Genomic DNA, 17,210 nt, shown 5'->3' with positions numbered 1-17,210 from the left:
AAGCTGCGTCATTCTATCGACACATTGGCCTGTTGTCCGATGGCGGAAAACCGCTCGATCTCGCCAGCCATGCGTTCACGAAACACGTCCGGACCCAGGTTGACCGGTTCGAGCGCATTCGCCTCGATGGTGCGTCTGACGGCATCGTCGGCCATCGTCTTTTCGACGGCCCGTCCCAACGTATCGATGATGGCTTGCGGCGTGCCCGCGGGCGCAGCCATGCCGTACCACCCAAGGAAATCGACGCTGGGATAACCGCCTTCGGCAAACGTGGGCACGCCCGGCAGCGAGGGCACGCGCTTCGCACCCGTTACCGCCAGCGCCTTGATCTTGCCCGCCGCCACTTGCGGCGCAGCCGAAGCCGCCGTGTCGACGCCCATATCGATCTCTCCGCCGATCAAGGCCGTCACCATTTGCGCGCTGCCTTTGTACGGCACGTCGAGCATGTCGGCCTTCAACGCCTGCGACATCATCAATCCTGCCAGATGCGGCGCCGAGCCGGCGCCGAACGTGCCGTACGACACCTTGCCCTTATCGGCGCGCTCGCGTGCGTACTTGGCCAGCGCCGGCAGATCCGCAATGCCCAGATCGCTGCGGGTGACCAGCACCACTGGCGCCAGCGCCAGCACGGCGACCGGCGCGAAGCTCTTTTGCGGGTCGTAGCTCAGGTTTTTCTTCAAGGCCGGCAGGATCGAATAGGTCGTCGAGCCGGTCATCAGCAAGGTGTAGCCATCCGGCTCGGCGCGCGCCACGGCATCTGCACCGATCACCGTCGAGGCGCCCGGGCGATTTTCCACAACGACCGCCTGACCCAGCACTTCGGCCAACCGCTTGCTCACCACACGCGCCACCACGTCGGTGCCGCCGCCCGGCGGGAAAGGCACGATCATCTTGATCGGCCGATCGGGATAGGCCGCGTGCGCGCTACCGGCCACGGCCAGCAGGCTCATCGCCACCCAAGACAACAACATCGTGCGTTTCATTATTTTCCCCGTTGAATCGACGGCCGCGTCTCGCGGCAGCCCATGTCCCAGAAGAGCCCCGCCATCATGGCCAGACCTTCGCGAATGATTGGTTCGAGCGCATGCTCGTTGGGCGCATGCTGCGCGCACCCCGCATAGGAATGCGGCACCCACAAGGTGGGCAATCCCAATGTGCTGGCAAACACGTCGTTGGGCAGCGAGCCGCCCAGGTTCGGCAGAATCGACGGCGCGGTACCGGTGGTGGCGGCAATCGAAGCGCTGGCCCACTGCACCCAGGCGTTGTCCGGATCCAGCCGCGTGGCGGCCGCGCTCGCTCCAGTGGCCACCTTGATCACGCCGAAGCCGCCAGCATCCAGGTGCGACTGCACATGCATTTGCAGATTTTCCCAATCGGTACCCACCACGAAGCGCAACTGACACACCGCCTGCGCGCGCCCCGCAATGGCGTTGACCGGGCGATCGACACGGCCGGCGCCCAGCGCCAGAATCTCCAGGCTGTTCCAGCCGAACACGCGTTGTGCGGGCGTCATGCCCGGTTCGCCCCAATCGGCATCGATCGCCGGTTCGCCCTCACCGCTGCGCACGTCCAGATCGGCGAGCGCGCGGTCCACGGACGCGGGTATCGCCGGCGGCCGCAGTCCATCGATCAGAATCCGGCCCCGGCCGTCCACCATCGTGGCCAGCGCATTGACGAGTACGGTGGCGGGATTCGCGAGCAGCCCACCCCAGTTGCCCGAGTGGTAGGCGCCAGCGCGCAGGTCCACGTCGAGCGTGAAGTTCAACGCGCCGCGCGAGCCCAGGAAGAGCGTCGGCGTCTCGGCATGCAGACGGGGACCATCGCTGGCGATCAGCACGTCCGCAGCCAGCAGGTCGCGGTTCGCCGCGCAGAAATCGTTCAATCCCGGCGATCCTGCTTCCTCACCGGTTTCGATCAGCACCTTGATGTTGAAACCCAGTTTGCCGTCACGTGCCGCACATACCTGCTCAAGCGCCGTGAGCACGATGAGATGCTGACCCTTGTTGTCGGCCGCGCCGCGACCATACCAACGCGGGCCGTCCTGCGTCAGCGACCAAGGCGACAGTCCTTCCCGCCAGTGGGCGTCCTGACCCTGCACGACGTCGCCATGGCCATACACGAGCACGGTGGGAAAGGCCGGGTCTTCGATTCGAGTGGCCGTCAGGAGCGGCAGATCCATCCCGGTTGGGTTGGCATGCACGACGATGTCGAAGCCCAGATCGGCCAGCAACGGCGCGATGTGCTCGTTCAGATATGCGTGCTGCGCCGGTGCAGCCGTTGGGTCTTCGCTTGTGCTGCGCACGGAAACGGCCGCGCCCAGCAGGGCAGCGAAACGCCCGCTGTCCCATTCTTTCACTGCCGCCGAAACGGCATCCACTCGCGACACAGCCTGCTCCCTGTCCAAATCGGGATTACTGTAGTGCGCGCCTTACAATGCCACAATTAGATTTTTATCACGGCTGCGTTGCCGAAAAAGCAAGGCCGCTAGTGCAGGAGCTAGGGTGCGAGAATCAGCACTTTGAGCTGGCTCGGTACGATACGCATGCCAACCGTATTGAACGTGTTCTGTACCGTGACGCTCGTGAGACGCGTGGCCGGCGTGCCCTTGAGCAAGACGGTGAATGCGCCGGTAATGTGGCGCGACGAGCCCATCACCGTATGCGACACGACACCGGTCGCCACGCCCGGGTTATCGCCGTTGGTCAATGGCGTGATGGTGGCCATATTGTGAACGGGAAGTCCCACGTAAAGAATATTGATGGCGTTGGGAATTGCCGTGGGGCCAAGTGCAATATCGGGATAAGGGATCGGCACCGGCGCCGGCATCGGCGTCAGGCACACATCCGGAAAGGCCAGGTCCAGGCCCATCATTTGTGTATTTGCAAACATGTTCTCTCCTAGCGGGCAGCGCGCTTGGCGGCATCCCAAAGTTCGGCTTCGAACAACGCGGGGTCGTTCTCCAATACACCAGGCTGGTGGACCCAAGCCGGGCGGTCGCTTACGGCACGATGAAACTTGGTGCGCGAAAAATGGGCACCATCGAAAAGTGCCTGGCTCAAATCGGCATAAGAGAAATCGGCATAGGTCAGCTCGGCGCGCGCCAGCACCATGCCGCGGCCGCGCACGCGATGCCAGATCGACTGCTGCAGAACGGCATCGCTGAGATCGAGATTCTCGGCGATCGCGTCCACCCAAATGCTCTGCAGGGCGGTCAGGCCACGCGCACTGGCGCCCGACAGATCCGCCTTGTTGAACAACGCCTGCTGCGCGCAGGCCCCGTCCAGATTCGCCCCGTGCATGACCGCGCCGGCAAAATTGCATTGCGTGAGCACAGCGTGCGTGAATCGGCACCGGCTGAGATCGGCGCCGGAGAACTGCGACATCGTGAACGACTGCCCCGCAAGATTCTGATCTGCCAGATTGGCATCGTTGAAGATGCCATTATCGAAGCGCGCACCCTCGAAATTGACGCGTCGCAGGTCGAGCCCCTGAAAGAGCGCTCCCGTCATCACGGTCTGTGCGAAATCGGCATCGGCCAAGCGGCAATCCACAAAATAAGGGTGATCCGCGCGCGCGAAACGCAGGCAACTGCCATTCAGCTCGCTTTGCGTGAACACCGTGTGCTCGACGGAGGCGCCAGAGAAGTTCGTCCGTACCGCGTTGCAGGTCACGAACGACGCCGTGCGCAAATCCGTGCCACCGTAGTCTGCATCGGAAAGATTGCTGTCATGCGTCATCGCGCGCACCATGCTCGCACCCGCAAACGAAGCGCCCTGCAGATTGCATTCGGCAAACACGGCCTCGTCCAACTGCGCACCGCGAAAATCGGCGCCGGAAAAATCGACGCGGCTGAAAACGCCGCCCGACAGATCGAGCCCGGCAAAGACCAGCCCCCGCCCTTCAACATCCTGGAAGATCTCACCTTCCTTTACCCGTTGCTGCCACATCGAAGGCGTCATGCTTGCCCCTCTTGCGTGCGTTGCGGCAACGTCTTGAGCTCCGTCATGTAGGCACCCTGCGTCAATGTGGCCGCATTCACCTGGGTCTGCGACAGATCGGCACGAAACAGGTTCGCGCGCGAAAAATTGGCGCCACGGATGTCCGCTTTTTGAAACGACGTGCCGATCAAACTGGCATCCAGACAGTCCGTGTCACGCAGCGTGGTGCGCACGAACATCGACTGCGGCGCACGCGCCTGTTGCAGCGAGGCACCCGTCATATCGGCGTTCGAGAAATCGCAGGTGTCCAAAACAGCGTCGTGGAACGAGGCGCGCTTGATGGAAAGATCGCGCAGCGTGCACTGCGTCAAGTGGGCGCCATCGAAACGGCAACCATCCAGTGCCGTGTTCACCACGAACGCGGTGGTCGTCATGCGGGCGCGCGAAAAATCGGTGTGCGCGAGTTCACTGGCCATGAACGAGCAGTCGGTCAACTGCGCGCCCTCGAATCCGCATCCGGTCAATGTGCATCGATAAAATCCGCTCTTGCTCCAGCGTGCTGCGGCAAAATCAAGTTGGGTCAGGGCATGCTCGAACCAGAACACCATGTCGAACTGCGCGCCATGAAAACGAGAAGCCGACCAACGCAGCCCACGCAAGATATTCTGCTTGAAGCGTGCACCGTCAAAGATGCACTGCGTCCACACCGACTCGTCGCAGAGGGCGGCATCGAAAATCGCGCCGACGAAGCTTGCGCCCTGCGCCTGAGACAACGACAGATTGGCGCGAGAAAAATCGACGCCATCCCATCGGGTGCCGCGCATCACGGCACGCGCCAGCACCGCCTCGGTGAAGTCGGCTCCCTGAAAATCCGCATCGGACAGATCGGCGCCTTCCAACTGCGCGCCCACGAAGCGAGCGCCGGACAGGGTCATGCCGCTCAGATCCGCGCCCGTGAGATCCATGCCGCCAAAATCGCGCGTATCGGCGTAAATGGCGGCCACGCGCTCACGCACCGCCAGCGCGGCGGGCTGCGCCAGGCGCGCGACCCCAGCCTGAAACTGTACCGAGTACAGGTACACCTTGCGCAGCGATTGTTCGGCCTGCACGAACGAGCGGCGTTGTTCTGCACCGCCCGCGCGGGCCACAGCGGCATCGTGCACCGGATCGCCTGCGCGCCCGCTCGCCGCAATGGCGGCGACCAACGCCTGCTGCGCGCGCTCGGCATTGAAGGTTGGTGGGCCGGAAACGCCCGACGCGGCGATATCGGACAACTTATCGACGTCCATCGCGCCAAAGTCCACGCCTTGCGCCTTCATCTCACGCGCCCGCGCCTGCATGCCCTCGCGCGCTTCATTGAGCTCGGCTTCGGCGTCCACTTTCATCTGCTCAGATTGCGCCATGATCGCGGGCAATTGATCGAGATCGAATGGTTTGTCCGGCCCCATGCGCTGCGGCAGATAATCGTTGCTGTCCAACCCCTGACGCTCGATCATCGCGCGCGCGTCGCTCTCGCACTTGAGGCGCCATGCTTCGAGGTTGCGCTGCATCGGACCGGTTTCGGCCTGCGCGCCGTCCACCCAGGCGCCGATCGCCTCCGCGGGCACGAGATCCCTGTCGCGAAAAATATAGGCGGCAGCGGTTTCGACGTTTGCACGTTGCTCGAACGTCGTCACGTAATGATCCAGCGAGTGCGTGGCGCCGGGGGCTTCGAGCGCGGGCATGATATGCAGCACATCGGCGCCGTCGTCTTCGATCACATCGATCGCACCGTGGTAGATCATGATGACCGATTCGCGATGCGGTATCAGCCAGGCGGTGGTGGCACGCAATGGCACGCTCACCAGATCAGTGCGATCGCCGCGATCGAGATTGACGAAGCAGCGCGCCTGCCAGTCAGGCAGATGCCCACGCCAGCACACCTTCTCAGGATGCAGGTTCCACGCCTCGAAAGGCGCGCCGGGCGGCAACGACTCGCGGCCGGCCCAGCGCTGATCCGGCTCGGCCGCATTGAAGATGCGGGCATCCATGTCCGGAAAGAACCCGGGGAAATCGGTCTGCAGCCAGCGATCGCTGTAGGTGCCCGCCAGAGCGAATCGTCGCGGCCAGGTGAAATCGACCGGTCCCAGGCCCGCCGGCGCCACCGGCTGGCCGGCGCGATGGATACGCTGCAGCGGATGCTCGATGTTCGGCACGCGCCGCGTTTTCACGCCATTGACGATCTCGTCCACGTGGCCGATGCCCTGCGGATTTTCGGCCCAGCCCGGCCCGCCATAGCTACGACCCCAATCCAGTGGCATGTCGTCAAACGCGCTGGGCGCGGTCATTTTGCCGTCCAGCCAGAACCGGTCGCCAAACACCAGCAACTGCTTCTCGAGATCGCCCACGCGCACGCGCACGGCACACTGGGTTTTATCGTCCTGATGGCGGGTATACGCCCGGCCGGCCACCAGAAACTCGGCCTCGGGTTTGGGCACCGCCAGATCCAGCACACCTTGCGCCGCCAGGTCTTCGTTCACGCATTGCCACAGTTCGATATCAGGCCGCAGCATCGGGCGCGGTCCCGACAAATCGACCAGCGCGATCACGGCAATACCCAGGCGATTGCCACCCAGCCATCTGAAAGGCCGCGGCATGACGCTCAGGCGGAACGGTTTGATCGTTTTCATGGGTGCGCCGTGCTCGTGCAGCGAGCGAAGCACGAGGCTTCGCTCTGGTGTCGGTTAGGGTTGTCCGCTCGCGGGCGCGCCAAACACGACACGATCGAGCGAGACCTTGTCGCGCTGCTGCGGATGCACGCGCACACCGATCTGTTGTCCGGGCTGATAGCGCGGCAACTCGACAATCTTGATCACATCGCGAATCTTCGCCGTATACGGCGTGCCATCGATTGGCTGCACGCTCACCGTCAGCTCCACCTGCGGATTCTCGTTCATCCAGATGCCGGTCTGTTCGACGGAAAGAATCTTGGCGGTCGCCTGCACGCCATGCTGCTGCAACGCACCGGCTTGCCCCGCATCCTTGAGAACCGGCGCCATGAATTTGTAGGCCATGAAGAGCAACAGCGCCACTGCGAGGATACTGCCGCCCACATTGGCGGAAAGACCGAGCACGAAATGTCCCACGTACACCCAGGCCAGCGAAATGACCACCCATGCAAGTACAGTTTTCATGGTCAGGTTTTCAGGTGGGCCGTGGCCACTGAAATTCGAATCGCAGTCGCCAAGGTCAGCGACAGCATCGTCGTACGAAAGTCATTTGGGACGTTCTTCATCTGCATTCCCGTGTAATCGAAATTGACGCCTGTGACACCGCCCTTGATGGCCGTTGCCGAAACGTTGGCAATCGACGTCGAACGCTTGACCGCAGAAAACTGCGTCCAGTCGATCAACGTATCGACGACGGTCTGTGCAAACGTCTCTTTCTTCGTCGGATCCACCTGCGTGAACTTCGGCGTGGACACCACGATCTCAGGCGCGGACATCATAATCTTGGTGTCGGAGTGCATCGACAGGTCCTGTGTGACCGTTTGCGCATAAACGCCATCGATCGTATCCGTCGTCGCACCCGTAATGGTATCGCTGACATCACCCGTAATGGTGCGCGACACCGCTCCGGTGATGGTCTTGGTGATGTCGCCCTCGACGGTGCTGGTCGTCGCGCCAACCGTATGATTCAGCGTCGCGCCGGTATGCGTGCGATCGATGGCGCCCGTGATGGTGTCGGTCGTGTCGCCCTTCAGCGTACGGGTGAGATTACCGGTAGTCTCGCGCGTGACGTCGCCGGTAATCGTCACGCCCACCGGACCGGTGACGGTGCGCGTCTGGCCACCCGTGATCTCTTCGGTCGCGCCCTGGCTGATCGTGCGCGTCTCGCCGGACTGATAGGTCGCACTCTCGGCACCGGTGATCACCGTGGTACGCGTGCCGGTGACCGCATTGGTCTCGAAACCACCCACGATATGGCTGCGGTTGCGATCGACCTTGTGCAGCTCGTCGGCTTCCACTTCGGTGCGCATATTGCGCTCGGCGTGCATCCAGATTTCTTCGCTGCCCGGCTTATCTTCGAACATGAACGCGTTGGCCGTGCCCGGCGTGCCATCCTGCGAGCGGCTGAGGAAGCCGCTCTGCGTGGCGTTGCCGGGCAGATCCCACGGCGGCATATTGGACGCGTTGTAGACGCGGCCGATGACGATAGGACGATCGGGTTGACCGCCGATGAAATCGACGATGACCTCGTCATTGACGCGCGGCAACTGGATGCCGCCAAAACCGCCACCTGCCCACGGGCTGGATACCCGCACCCAGCATGAGCTGTTTTCGTTTTTCTCGCCGTAACGGTCCCAGTGAAATTGCACTTTGATCCGGCCGTAGCTGTCGGTCCAGATTTGCTGTCCGGCTTTGCCCACCACACGGGCCGTTTGCGGTCCGTGGGTGCGCGGCTGCGGCGTCAAACGAGGCGCACGATAGGGATTGCTCGACGGGAGTACCACGACATCGGCATCGAACATGAAACCGCTATCGTTGCCGCTAGCGTAACCGCCCTCGCGAATGCGATAGTTCGCACTGACGATCAGGTACTCGCGGTTTTCTGCGTTACGGGGATGATTGCGCAGCGTAAAAAGATAGCCGGGAGCAATGCCGCGCACGTTGGTCGAGGCCCGGATCTGCTCCTGCCGGCTCTGCAGATCCTCCAGCCGCACGCGGGTGTAATGATCGGCATGGTCGGGATCGGTGTAGCCGCCCAGCCATTCGTACACCTCGAGCTTGCTGTTATCAAACCCGGATTTGTTGGTGCGGCGTGCATCGAGGCTGGCGCCGGGCTTGCGAAAATCGTAATCGACGGTGGCAAACCCGCCCGGCGTAATCTGCTCGGCGATTTCCCAGGACGAGACGAACTCTTCCTGCGGCAACGTCCCGGCACGATCGGGCGCGTAATAAGTCAGCAAGTCGGTTGCGGGCGCCGCCTCATGCTGCGCCATGTCATCGGTCAGCACCAGCGTATGTTTGCCGTTCTCGTGCTTGAACCAGTAATAAATCCCTTCGTGTTCCATCAGACGGCTGATGAATCCGAAGTCAGTCTCCTGGTACTGCACGCAATATTCCCAGTTGCGATAGTTCCCCGCCAACTTGATATCGAGCGGAAAATCATAGTCGCTCAAGACGTCCTTGATGACTTCCGGCACGCTCTTGTTCTGGAAAATCTTGCTGTCCGACGTTTGGGTGAGATACCACAGCCAGGGGCGCACCGTGGCGCGGTAGAGGTAATACAGATCGGTCGTGCCTTCACTGCCCACCAACACGCAACGGGTAATCTGCCCGCTGAGGTAGCGGTTTTCAGCCCCTGCAGATTCGCGTTTGACTTCCAACGTGAGCGGCTGGCCCAGCAATGCTTTCATATCGAGCGAGTGCGAGCGCGACACCAACTCCACTTCAAACTCGAAAAGCTGCGAGAGGGCTTCGTTGCCATGCATGGCACGAAACATCAATTGATCCGGGGGTAACGGCGTGTGGGCCGTAACGACGCGTTCCATGCTGGGCTCCGTAGTGGCGCCCATTGATCGATTGACCGATTGATGGCGCACTATTCCAGTGTGAATGAGCGCCGAATTCTATTGACCCCCTCTGACCCGAGTTCGGTTAGCAACCTATCCTTTTGTTTTTTACAATTCGTACACAGTTGATTACGGCTCAACGCATTCCCGACGCGGGCGCTGACGGGGGAATGACAGCAAGTTCGGCAAGCGCGCCGCGATTGCGGGCGTTCAGCAGCGGCAGGAAGATCAAGCTTGCCAAGAGCCAGACCACCGCAGCCGACCACACCGTCTGACTCAAAAAATGCGCGCCCTGGACAATCCGCAACACGCTCAGTCCCGCGCCCCAGGCAATTGCCAAGGCAAGGCCCAGCCGCATCAGCGCCGGCCGATCCAGCACGCGCGCCGCGAAATACAGCGCAAACAATGCGTAGCCGGCCGCTGCATGAGAACTGGGCAGTGCACCGCCGGACGCTTGACCCGTCAGCGCAAAAAAATGCGTCGGCAATGGCAAAGCGCCACCAAACAATTGCAGCATATACGGCCTGGGCAAGGCCGTCAGATGCTTGAGCAGGATGGCGGCGACCGGTCCAGCCACAAGTACCGCCAGCACGGCAATACATACGCCACGAAAGGGTTTCAGATCGGGCCGGCGCAGGCCTGCTCCGATGATGGCCACCGCACAGACGCCAATCAGAAGGGGCAGCGCGATCATGATGCGATCGGCAAGCAGAGCAAGAATATGCGAATGTCGCCCGACGAAGGCGCCGGCCGCATCGTCGTACGTCAGACGGGCAATGAACAGGTCCAGTCCGGAACGACCGATCGCCCAGGCCAGCAGGCCCAGCAATGCCGTCACGCCGACAACATGTGTCTTTAAATAACGTTCTGCGCTCATCGATGAAAAACCCTCAGGCTGCCTGGCAAGCCGCAATCGAACCGACGAGATCTATCGCCAACGGCGAAGCGGCCGATGTGACAGGCTAATGACGGCGGCGTCGAATATTCATCAAATGCCCGTCAACACATCCACATCACCACGAAATTGCGGGCATGCTATGTGCTTACAAATCCGCTCACAGCGCAGTCGTATCGACGGCGAGCTGACGAATTCGACAGGCAGGACCGGTGCGGTTCATTCGGGAGGGCAATACAAGATGGTGTTCAGACGATTGAACCGGGCGAAACAGGTTGCACTGTTTGCCGGAAATCGCGTGGCGGAGTACATCGAGCTTTTTACATTAGAGTTCGCGTTGTACCGGACCGCGCTGATTACGACGCTTGCGGCTTATATTGCCATGGTGTTCTGCGCGATTTTCGCCGCGGCATTTTTGTCGGTGGCGATCCTCGTGTCGTATTGGGGCACCGATCATCGCGTGACGGCAGCCTGGGTGATCTTCGGCGTGTGGTGCCTTTTGAGCATCATTGCGTTCGTGATCGCCAAGCGTGCAGCGCCCGATTCGGCACCACAGTCGGCGCTCAGCGAACAGCTCAAGATGGATATGGAAACGATCAGGGGGAACTATGGGCACGCTGACCGCGCTCACGAGAAGGAATGAGCTTTTGGCAAAGATGGAGCTGGAGCGCGTTGCGTTATTCGTTCCTCAGTTGGAGGGACCCGCCCGGCGTCCCACCGGCGTCGTATTCAAGAATATAGAACTTTGGGCCACGACCGGTTTGCTGCTGCTTGCATCTGCAGTAGGCTGGCCGAAGGCATTGAAAGGTCCCGTTCGGACCATCGCATCGGTTTCTCTGCGCAACCGAGTGGCCGCTTTAATGGCCCGTCCCGAACGGCAATCCGAGGCGCAGCAAAGCAAGGAGCAAGACATGGTCATTACGGCTAGTGGTGAAGGCGATTTCGAACAGGACTTCGAAGCAGTGAAACGCACCGGACGTCGCACCGGACGCAACTTGAAGGCCACGGGCCGTCAGTTCAAGCAGGACGCCGGCGACAACCTGCGCGATCTGCTCGACAGCCTCGAAACCTCATTGCGCGATGGCAACGACAGCGACGTCGAAGCCTTGCGCGCCCGACTGCGTACGCAGTTGGATGACGCCCGCGATACGCTGGGCGATGCTGCCGAATCGGCCAACAACTTCGTTCGCGAGACGATCGACACCGCTGAAGAGTACGTTCAGGTTCGCCCCTGGCAAGCCCTCGGCATGGTGGCTGGCGCCGCGTTCCTGTTGGGCGTGATCGTCGGCCGCAACTGATCGCGCAGCTTCGATCGGTACGACCAGACGCCCCTGCTGAAGGGGCGTTTTTCTTTGGGCGGCGTGATGACGGCTTCCCGGTGTAGGATGACGCGGTTAAGCAATCAGACTGAAGAATCATGCAAGACCAATTCGATTTCGACTTTTTTGTGATCGGCGGCGGCAGTGGCGGGGTACGCGCCGCCCGGATGGCCGCGCAGCGTGGTGTGCGCGTGGCGCTGGCCGAAGGCCAGGCGCTGGGCGGCACCTGCGTCAACGTTGGGTGCATCCCCAAAAAGCTTTACAGCTATGCAGCGCATTACGCCGAGGCGTTCGAGGAAGCTCGTGGCTTCGGCTGGGACATCGACGCCCCCCGCTTCGACTGGGAGCGCCTGAAGGCGAACCGCGCCCGGGAGATCACCCGGCTGAACGGCATCTATGAAAACCTGCTGACGCAAGCGAAAGTCACCCTGCTGCGCGGTTGGGCCACCTTCATCGACGACCATACCGTGGAGGTGGACGGCCAGCGTCACACGGCGCGCCACATTTTGATCGCTACCGGCGGCCAGCCCAGCTTGCCGGATATCGACGGCCGCGAGCATGTGCTCGTGTCCGACGAAATCTTCGACCTCTCGCCCTTCCCCAAGCGCCTGCTGGTGGTGGGTGGCGGCTATATCGCCTGCGAGTTCGCCTCGATCTTCAACGGCCTGGGCGCGGATGTCGTGCAACTGTATCGCGGCGAGCAGATCTTGCGCGGTTTTGACGACGACGTGCGCCATTTCGTGGCGGCCGAGATGATCAAGACGGGTGTGGATCTGCGACTGAATGCCGGCGTTAAGTGCATCAAGAAAGTGGGCGACGAACTTGAGGTGACGTTGAACGATGGCACCACGCTCACCGTCGATCGCATCCTCTACGCCACGGGCCGCGTGCCGAATGTGAGCGGGCTCGGTCTGGAAAAACTGGGCGTCAAGCAAGGCCGCGACGGGGCGATCGAGATCGACGACCGCTACAACACGTCAGTGCCGTCCGTCCATGCGCTGGGGGATGTCACCGCTCGTATCCAACTCACGCCGGTGGCGCTGGGCGAAGCGATGACGCTGGTCGATCACTTGTTCGGCGACGGCCGCCGGGAGATGAGCTATGCCTACATTCCCACTGCCGTGTTTACTCATCCCAACATCGGCACCGTGGGATTTTCGGAAGCTGACGCGCGTGCCGAATTCGGCGATATCGCGGTGTTCCAAACCGACTTCAAGCCGCTCAAACACACGCTCAGCGGCAGTACCGAGCGTACCTTCATGAAACTCCTGGTCGATCGCGCGACCGATCGCGTGGTGGGTCTGCACATGGTGGGCCCGGATGCGGGCGAGGTCGTACAAGGCTTTGCAGTGGCCATGAAAGCCGGCGCCACGAAGCATATCTTCGACACCACGATCGGCATTCATCCCACTTCGGCCGAAGAATTCGTGACGATGCGCACGCCGGTTTCGTAACGCAGCGACATGTTTTGTGCCTGATGCAGCAGTCGCGCATTGATAAAGTATTCGCATCCTTTATCAAGAGAGTGCTTTCATGCGCCTGCTGCTCGCGTTGCTTCTTCCCTTCTCGGTTTTCTTCACGATCGGAAAACCCTTATCCGGCATTATTTGCCTGATCCTGCAGATCACGCTGATCGGCTGGATTCCAGCCGCCATCTGGGCGGTGTACGCGCTCAATCAATACAAAACCGACCGCAAGATCGAAACGGCCTTTCGCGGTCGTTGATCGCCCTGGCGCTCGCGGCCCGACGACTCAGTCGGGACCGAGTGCACTGGCCGGCTGCACTTTGCACGAGGCATTGACCTGCGCGCCCGAAGCGAACTGAAACGCAACGGGCAGCAGCGCACCGATCCTGGCCTGATCACTGGGCTTCTCCAGCATGGCGTGATAGCCGCCAGGCGCAAACGTGAGATTGCCCTTGGCCGGGACGTCGATCTCGTGCGCCATCGTCATCTTTGCCATGCCGCCGGTTTTCTGCGTTTGATGCAGCATGGCCATGCCATAGCCCGGCACCACGATGCCTGTCAGCTTGGCCGCCGCACGTCCCGCGTTGGTGACGGTGAAATAGCCGGCCGACGGCACTTGTGCGGGCATTGCGCGAATCCAGCACCCCTGCACGCTCAACTGCTCGGCCCGCCCCTGCGCCAACGCGCGCTCGGTCGCATCGCCCGGCGACTGAAGCATCGCACCGTGTCCGGCGTGCGCCGCTGACGAAGCGGCGGGCATCGATGCCGGCGCACCGTGACCCGAAGCCGCTGTGGCCGCCGTAGATGTGGCGGACGTTGCACTCGCCGCAGCCCCGTCTTCCGGCAGGTGATGCGCCATGACGGCCATTGGCAGGCTGCCGATGACAAACGTGAAAATCGTGTTCCGGAACAAGGAAGTCATGAAAATCCCCGGCGCAATGTGCGCCACTGCCACGGGCCGCCAGCACAGCGGGCGACTCGGCTGTCGGGATTATATGAACGTCTTGAACGCCTTGCCGAGTCGCTTGAGGCATACCGCCTGCCACTCGCTCGACGCCACGGCGCGCCTGATCGCGCGCCGCGGGTGGCGAGATCGGGTATGCGTGGCCTGGTGTGCGTGATCGGGTGGGCGTGATGTGATGGGCGTGATGTGATGGGCGTGATCTAGAATCGACGTCTGACCGCTCTTCTACACCCCACAGACGGCCCGCAACCGGGCCCTTGACCCGAGATCCGTGCCATGACCGACCACCACCCGCCCAGCGAACCCTCCTACGATCCCCGCCCCGCCGGAACCGTTCTGGCGCAACGCTGGCGTGCGGGCGATCAATGGGTCGCACTTCCTGAGGAGGTTCGTCCCAACGATCTGGACGCCGGCTACGCGTTGCAGTCGACCGTGCTGGCGCAGACGGGCGAGACCCCGTGCGGCTGGAAGCTCGGCGTCGGCAATCCCAACGCCCTGCGTAAATTCAATCTTTCCCGCCCGCTGTTCGGCCGCCTGACCTCGCAGCGCATGCATGACGCAGCCGAGCCCATCGTCTTGTCGCGCGGCGCGCCTGTCACGGTCGAATTCGAAATCGCCTTCGTCTTGAACCGCGACATCGCGCCGGGCGATGCGCCGGCGGACCCTTTCGATGCCGTCGGCAGTGCACACCCCGCATTCGAACTGGTGCTGTCGCGCTATGTCGATCGCATGGCAGTGGGCTGGCCCAGCTTTATCGGCGACAACGTCGGTTTCGAGGCCTTCGTATTGGGCGAAGCAGTGAGCTTGAGCGACGTGCCCGGGATCATCGAGCGCATCGAGGTGTACACCGACGGCGTGTTGTCGACCCGGGGCGTGACCGGGGACGATTTGCCCGGCACCGGTCAGGCGCTCGAACATCTGTTCGAGCATGCTGCCCATTATGGGATCACCCTGCGCAGCGGCGAAATCATCACCTGCGGTGCCGTCGCGAAACCGTACGATGTCGCGGCTGAAGAGGCGGAAATCGAGGCGCGTTATGGCATCGGGGCTCTCAAGATCGCCTTTACCCGATAGCCGGCGATCGCCCCCTCAATCGCCCCTTCAATCGCCTTCTTCAGGGCGGCAGGAACGAGTAGGGGTTCCGCCCTTGCGATTCCAGATTCTGCCGTGAAGATTGCATGAGCTCCGATCGACCGAACGCATCGACCGATGAACGCGCCATCTCTTCGAGGCGGCGAGTGATGGCCTTGCCGATGGCCAAGACCGGAATCGGTCCCGAGCACGTGAGAATATCCAGATAATCGACGGCGCGACGCTGCATCGCCGTCAACTGCCCCAACGAATCTGCCCGCCGGCCCAATCGCGTTTCGTTGCCGAACATGCCGTGCCCTGCAGTGAACATGTTGGGCAGGATCAACTGTCCCGGGCCGATGGCGCACATATAGGCGTCGAGCTTCAAGCGCTTGGGCAGCACCTCGATGACATCCATGCATGTGCTGATCGCCAACGAAATGAAGTTGTCCTTCAACATGCCCAGCCACACCTCATCGGCGCGCGCCCCGGCGCACAGCAGCGGCACTTCCGCCGTCCAGGTTTCCGGTTCCAGTCCGAGCACGCTGCGAAACACCTGCGCGTGATACGTGCGAATCACCGCCATCGGCAACTCGCGATGCACGCCGGTTGCGCGATAACTGACGCCGCGTGCTTCGCAGTCGAGCTGCATCAGTCCCTTGTTGATCTCAAGCAATGTATCGTCGGTGACCGTCTTCCCGCGCCGGCGCGCGTACTCGGTGCAGTACGCGATGGCGATCGTGCCGGATTCGTCGTTGCGCTCGACCACGCCGCGCGCCAACGGCGCGTAGATCGAGCCGTGGGCTTCGAGGTATCGGTAATAGCCGGATCGGTCGCCCTCGGCGTTCAAACGTACGCACTGGGCCAGGTCGAAACCCGCTGTGAGAAGAGGATAATCTGCCATCGAAATTGCTTTTGAAAACAGGTGCCGACGAGGCACAGGTCGCGCCCCACGCAGGGCCGGGCCAAGACACATCGCAAAGGATCGACCCTGATCGGGCGTTACGGTAACACCCGAAAATCGCCGGGCAGGTTTTAAAAATAAAATGGCGTGTCCGAGTGTGACAGATCATGCGGTGGCGATATTTCTATGGCACGCCAGATGTCGTACAGTGACACCCATAACAACAGCCACCGCACGCAGCCATTGCGTACCGCACCCCGAACGGCACGCGCACCGGGAGATACAGAATGGGCAGATTGCTTTACGACTTGGCCGGCGCCGACGAACGCCTGCGCTTCAGCCCTTATTGCTGGCGCGTGAAGATGGCATTGGCGCACAAGCGCCTGGCCTTCGAAACCGTTCCATGGCGCTTCACCGATCGCGACGCCATCGCGTTTTCCGGTCAGTCCAAAGTGCCCGTCTTCATGGACGGCGAGCACACGGTCACCGATTCATGGGCGATCGCGACCTATCTGGAAGACACCTACCCCGACCGCCCGTCGCTGTTCGGGGGGCCCGGCGGCCAGGCCGTCACACGGTTCATGAACAGTTGGGGCGATCGCATCGTCATGGGCGGCATTGCAGCCCTGATCGTGGCCGACGTGGTACCCAATCTGGCCGAGCGCGATCGCGACTACTTCATCGCATCGCGCGAGAAAATGTTCGGCAAGCCGCTCGATGAGGTCATCGCCGGTCGTGACGATGGCGTGAAAGCGTTTCGGGCGTCGCTCGACCCGATGCGCGCCGTGCTGCGCCATCAGCCGTTCATGGGCGGCGCCCACCCGCTATACGCCGACTACATTCCGTTCGGCGTCTTTCAGTGGGCACGGTGTGTGAGCGCCTTCGAGTTGCTCGCGCCCGACGATCCGCTCTGGACGTGGCGCGAACGCATGCTCGATCAGCACGACGGACTGGCCCGCAAGGCCATCACACGCGAGGCAATCACCACTGGTTAAATAACCAGTATCATGGCGGTTTAGTTGCCTGGCTGCCCCGCCGTGTCGCCGCGTTATTCCGTCGCCGTTCGCGCATTGTGCGAGTTCACCGCCAAGCAAGGCGA

At 62.0% G+C, this 17,210-nt stretch carries 16 protein-coding genes; 6 read left to right on the top strand and 10 right to left on the bottom strand.

The features are described from left to right. Window positions 1–8: 8 nt before the first annotated feature. The 8 genes from EYW45_RS13820 to EYW45_RS13785 form a co-directional block, all read right to left on the bottom strand. Window positions 9–971, bottom strand: coding sequence for a Bug family tripartite tricarboxylate transporter substrate binding protein (locus EYW45_RS13820; RefSeq protein ID WP_235939035.1), 963 nt, complete (start codon window positions 969–971; stop codon window positions 9–11). Between the two features lie 11 nt (window positions 972–982). Beyond that, entirely contained in the window at window positions 983–2,386 is a 1,404-nt protein-coding gene (locus EYW45_RS13815) for a M20 family metallopeptidase (protein ID WP_161135967.1), read from the bottom strand. A gap of 110 nt (window positions 2,387–2,496) precedes the next feature. Next, on the bottom strand, window positions 2,497–2,889 hold the full coding sequence (locus EYW45_RS13810; RefSeq protein WP_161135966.1) for a DUF4150 domain-containing protein: 393 nt from the start codon (window positions 2,887–2,889) through the stop codon (window positions 2,497–2,499). Between the two features lie 8 nt (window positions 2,890–2,897). Continuing rightward, window positions 2,898–3,959 carry a pentapeptide repeat-containing protein gene (locus EYW45_RS13805; RefSeq protein WP_161135965.1) on the bottom strand — a complete coding sequence of 354 codons (1,062 nt, stop codon included), beginning with the start codon at window positions 3,957–3,959 and terminating at the stop codon, window positions 2,898–2,900. Next, the gene (locus EYW45_RS13800) at window positions 3,956–6,607 is read right to left on the bottom strand and encodes a DUF2169 family type VI secretion system accessory protein (RefSeq protein WP_161135964.1); all 2,652 of its coding nucleotides are present in this window, start codon (window positions 6,605–6,607) and stop codon (window positions 3,956–3,958) included. The genes EYW45_RS13805 and EYW45_RS13800 overlap by 4 nt, the downstream gene beginning before the upstream one ends. A gap of 54 nt (window positions 6,608–6,661) precedes the next feature. After that, complete coding sequence (locus tag EYW45_RS13795; protein WP_161135963.1) at window positions 6,662–7,111, bottom strand: hypothetical protein; 450 nt, start codon at window positions 7,109–7,111, stop codon at window positions 6,662–6,664. Between the two features lie 2 nt (window positions 7,112–7,113). Then, window positions 7,114–9,471 (bottom strand): type VI secretion system Vgr family protein, encoded by a 2,358-nt coding sequence (locus tag EYW45_RS13790; RefSeq protein ID WP_235939034.1) that lies wholly within the window; start codon window positions 9,469–9,471, stop codon window positions 7,114–7,116. Between the two features lie 157 nt (window positions 9,472–9,628). Beyond that, a complete protein-coding gene (locus EYW45_RS13785; RefSeq protein WP_161135961.1) occupies window positions 9,629–10,369 on the bottom strand; it encodes a phosphatase PAP2 family protein in 741 nt (246 codons plus the stop codon). Window positions 10,370–10,457: 88 nt separating this feature from the next. Here EYW45_RS13785 and EYW45_RS13780 point away from each other — a divergent pair, with 88 nt between their 5' ends. The 4 genes from EYW45_RS13780 (at window position 10,458) to EYW45_RS13765 (ending at window position 13,431) form a co-directional block, all read left to right on the top strand. Continuing rightward, the gene (locus EYW45_RS13780) at window positions 10,458–11,030 is read left to right on the top strand and encodes a phage holin family protein (protein ID WP_161135960.1); all 573 of its coding nucleotides are present in this window, start codon (window positions 10,458–10,460) and stop codon (window positions 11,028–11,030) included. Between the two features lie 217 nt (window positions 11,031–11,247). Further along, on the top strand, window positions 11,248–11,685 hold the full coding sequence (locus EYW45_RS13775) for a DUF883 family protein (protein WP_161135959.1): 438 nt from the start codon (window positions 11,248–11,250) through the stop codon (window positions 11,683–11,685). A 119-nt stretch (window positions 11,686–11,804) separates the two neighbouring features. Further along, window positions 11,805–13,160 carry a glutathione-disulfide reductase gene (gorA, locus tag EYW45_RS13770; RefSeq protein WP_161135958.1) on the top strand — a complete coding sequence of 452 codons (1,356 nt, stop codon included), beginning with the start codon at window positions 11,805–11,807 and terminating at the stop codon, window positions 13,158–13,160. A gap of 79 nt (window positions 13,161–13,239) precedes the next feature. Next, entirely contained in the window at window positions 13,240–13,431 is a 192-nt protein-coding gene (locus tag EYW45_RS13765) for a YqaE/Pmp3 family membrane protein (RefSeq protein ID WP_161135957.1), read from the top strand. 27 nt (window positions 13,432–13,458) lie between these two features. On the opposite strand, the gene EYW45_RS13760 is transcribed toward EYW45_RS13765, so the two are convergent. Next, window positions 13,459–14,094: a copper chaperone PCu(A)C gene (locus tag EYW45_RS13760; protein ID WP_161135956.1), complete on the bottom strand. Its 636-nt coding sequence runs from the start codon at window positions 14,092–14,094 to the stop codon at window positions 13,459–13,461. A 318-nt stretch (window positions 14,095–14,412) separates the two neighbouring features. Between EYW45_RS13760 and EYW45_RS13755 the strand changes: the two genes are divergently transcribed. Then, window positions 14,413–15,210: a 2-keto-4-pentenoate hydratase gene (locus EYW45_RS13755; RefSeq protein WP_161135955.1), complete on the top strand. Its 798-nt coding sequence runs from the start codon at window positions 14,413–14,415 to the stop codon at window positions 15,208–15,210. A gap of 40 nt (window positions 15,211–15,250) precedes the next feature. Here the strand turns inward: EYW45_RS13755 and EYW45_RS13750 are convergent, their stop codons facing one another. After that, on the bottom strand, window positions 15,251–16,111 hold the full coding sequence (locus tag EYW45_RS13750; RefSeq protein WP_161135954.1) for a hypothetical protein: 861 nt from the start codon (window positions 16,109–16,111) through the stop codon (window positions 15,251–15,253). A gap of 287 nt (window positions 16,112–16,398) precedes the next feature. Here EYW45_RS13750 and EYW45_RS13745 point away from each other — a divergent pair, with 287 nt between their 5' ends. Next, on the top strand, window positions 16,399–17,106 hold the full coding sequence (locus EYW45_RS13745) for a glutathione S-transferase family protein (protein WP_161135953.1): 708 nt from the start codon (window positions 16,399–16,401) through the stop codon (window positions 17,104–17,106). The last annotated feature ends 104 nt before the right edge of the window (window positions 17,107–17,210 follow it).

The sequence above is a fragment of the Schauerella aestuarii genome, assembly GCF_009866805.1.
Classification (GTDB): Bacteria; Pseudomonadota; Gammaproteobacteria; order Burkholderiales; family Burkholderiaceae_B; genus Schauerella; species Schauerella aestuarii.
This window is presented reverse-complemented; position numbering and strand designations above follow the sequence as displayed.

What these genes read in the sequence shown, in the direction of transcription:
- gorA (WP_161135958.1), top strand. Translation starts at nt 11,805, where the DNA reads ATGCAAGACCAATTCGATTTCGACTTTTTTGTGATCGGCGGCGGCAGT.
- EYW45_RS13805 (WP_161135965.1), bottom strand. Translation starts at nt 3,959, where the DNA reads ATGACGCCTTCGATGTGGCAGCAACGGGTAAAGGAAGGTGAGATCTTC.
- EYW45_RS13790 (WP_235939034.1), bottom strand. Translation starts at nt 9,471, where the DNA reads ATGGAACGCGTCGTTACGGCCCACACGCCGTTACCCCCGGATCAATTG.
- EYW45_RS13775 (WP_161135959.1), top strand. Translation starts at nt 11,248, where the DNA reads ATGGCCCGTCCCGAACGGCAATCCGAGGCGCAGCAAAGCAAGGAGCAA.
- EYW45_RS13785 (WP_161135961.1), bottom strand. Translation starts at nt 10,369, where the DNA reads ATGAGCGCAGAACGTTATTTAAAGACACATGTTGTCGGCGTGACGGCA.
- EYW45_RS13760 (WP_161135956.1), bottom strand. Translation starts at nt 14,094, where the DNA reads ATGACTTCCTTGTTCCGGAACACGATTTTCACGTTTGTCATCGGCAGC.
- EYW45_RS13795 (WP_161135963.1), bottom strand. Translation starts at nt 7,111, where the DNA reads ATGAAAACTGTACTTGCATGGGTGGTCATTTCGCTGGCCTGGGTGTAC.
- EYW45_RS13765 (WP_161135957.1), top strand. Translation starts at nt 13,240, where the DNA reads ATGCGCCTGCTGCTCGCGTTGCTTCTTCCCTTCTCGGTTTTCTTCACG.
- EYW45_RS13745 (WP_161135953.1), top strand. Translation starts at nt 16,399, where the DNA reads ATGGGCAGATTGCTTTACGACTTGGCCGGCGCCGACGAACGCCTGCGC.
- EYW45_RS13800 (WP_161135964.1), bottom strand. Translation starts at nt 6,607, where the DNA reads ATGAAAACGATCAAACCGTTCCGCCTGAGCGTCATGCCGCGGCCTTTC.
- EYW45_RS13780 (WP_161135960.1), top strand. Translation starts at nt 10,458, where the DNA reads ATGACGGCGGCGTCGAATATTCATCAAATGCCCGTCAACACATCCACA.
- EYW45_RS13810 (WP_161135966.1), bottom strand. Translation starts at nt 2,889, where the DNA reads ATGTTTGCAAATACACAAATGATGGGCCTGGACCTGGCCTTTCCGGAT.
- EYW45_RS13750 (WP_161135954.1), bottom strand. Translation starts at nt 16,111, where the DNA reads ATGGCAGATTATCCTCTTCTCACAGCGGGTTTCGACCTGGCCCAGTGC.
- EYW45_RS13755 (WP_161135955.1), top strand. Translation starts at nt 14,413, where the DNA reads ATGACCGACCACCACCCGCCCAGCGAACCCTCCTACGATCCCCGCCCC.
- EYW45_RS13820 (WP_235939035.1), bottom strand. Translation starts at nt 971, where the DNA reads ATGTTGTTGTCTTGGGTGGCGATGAGCCTGCTGGCCGTGGCCGGTAGC.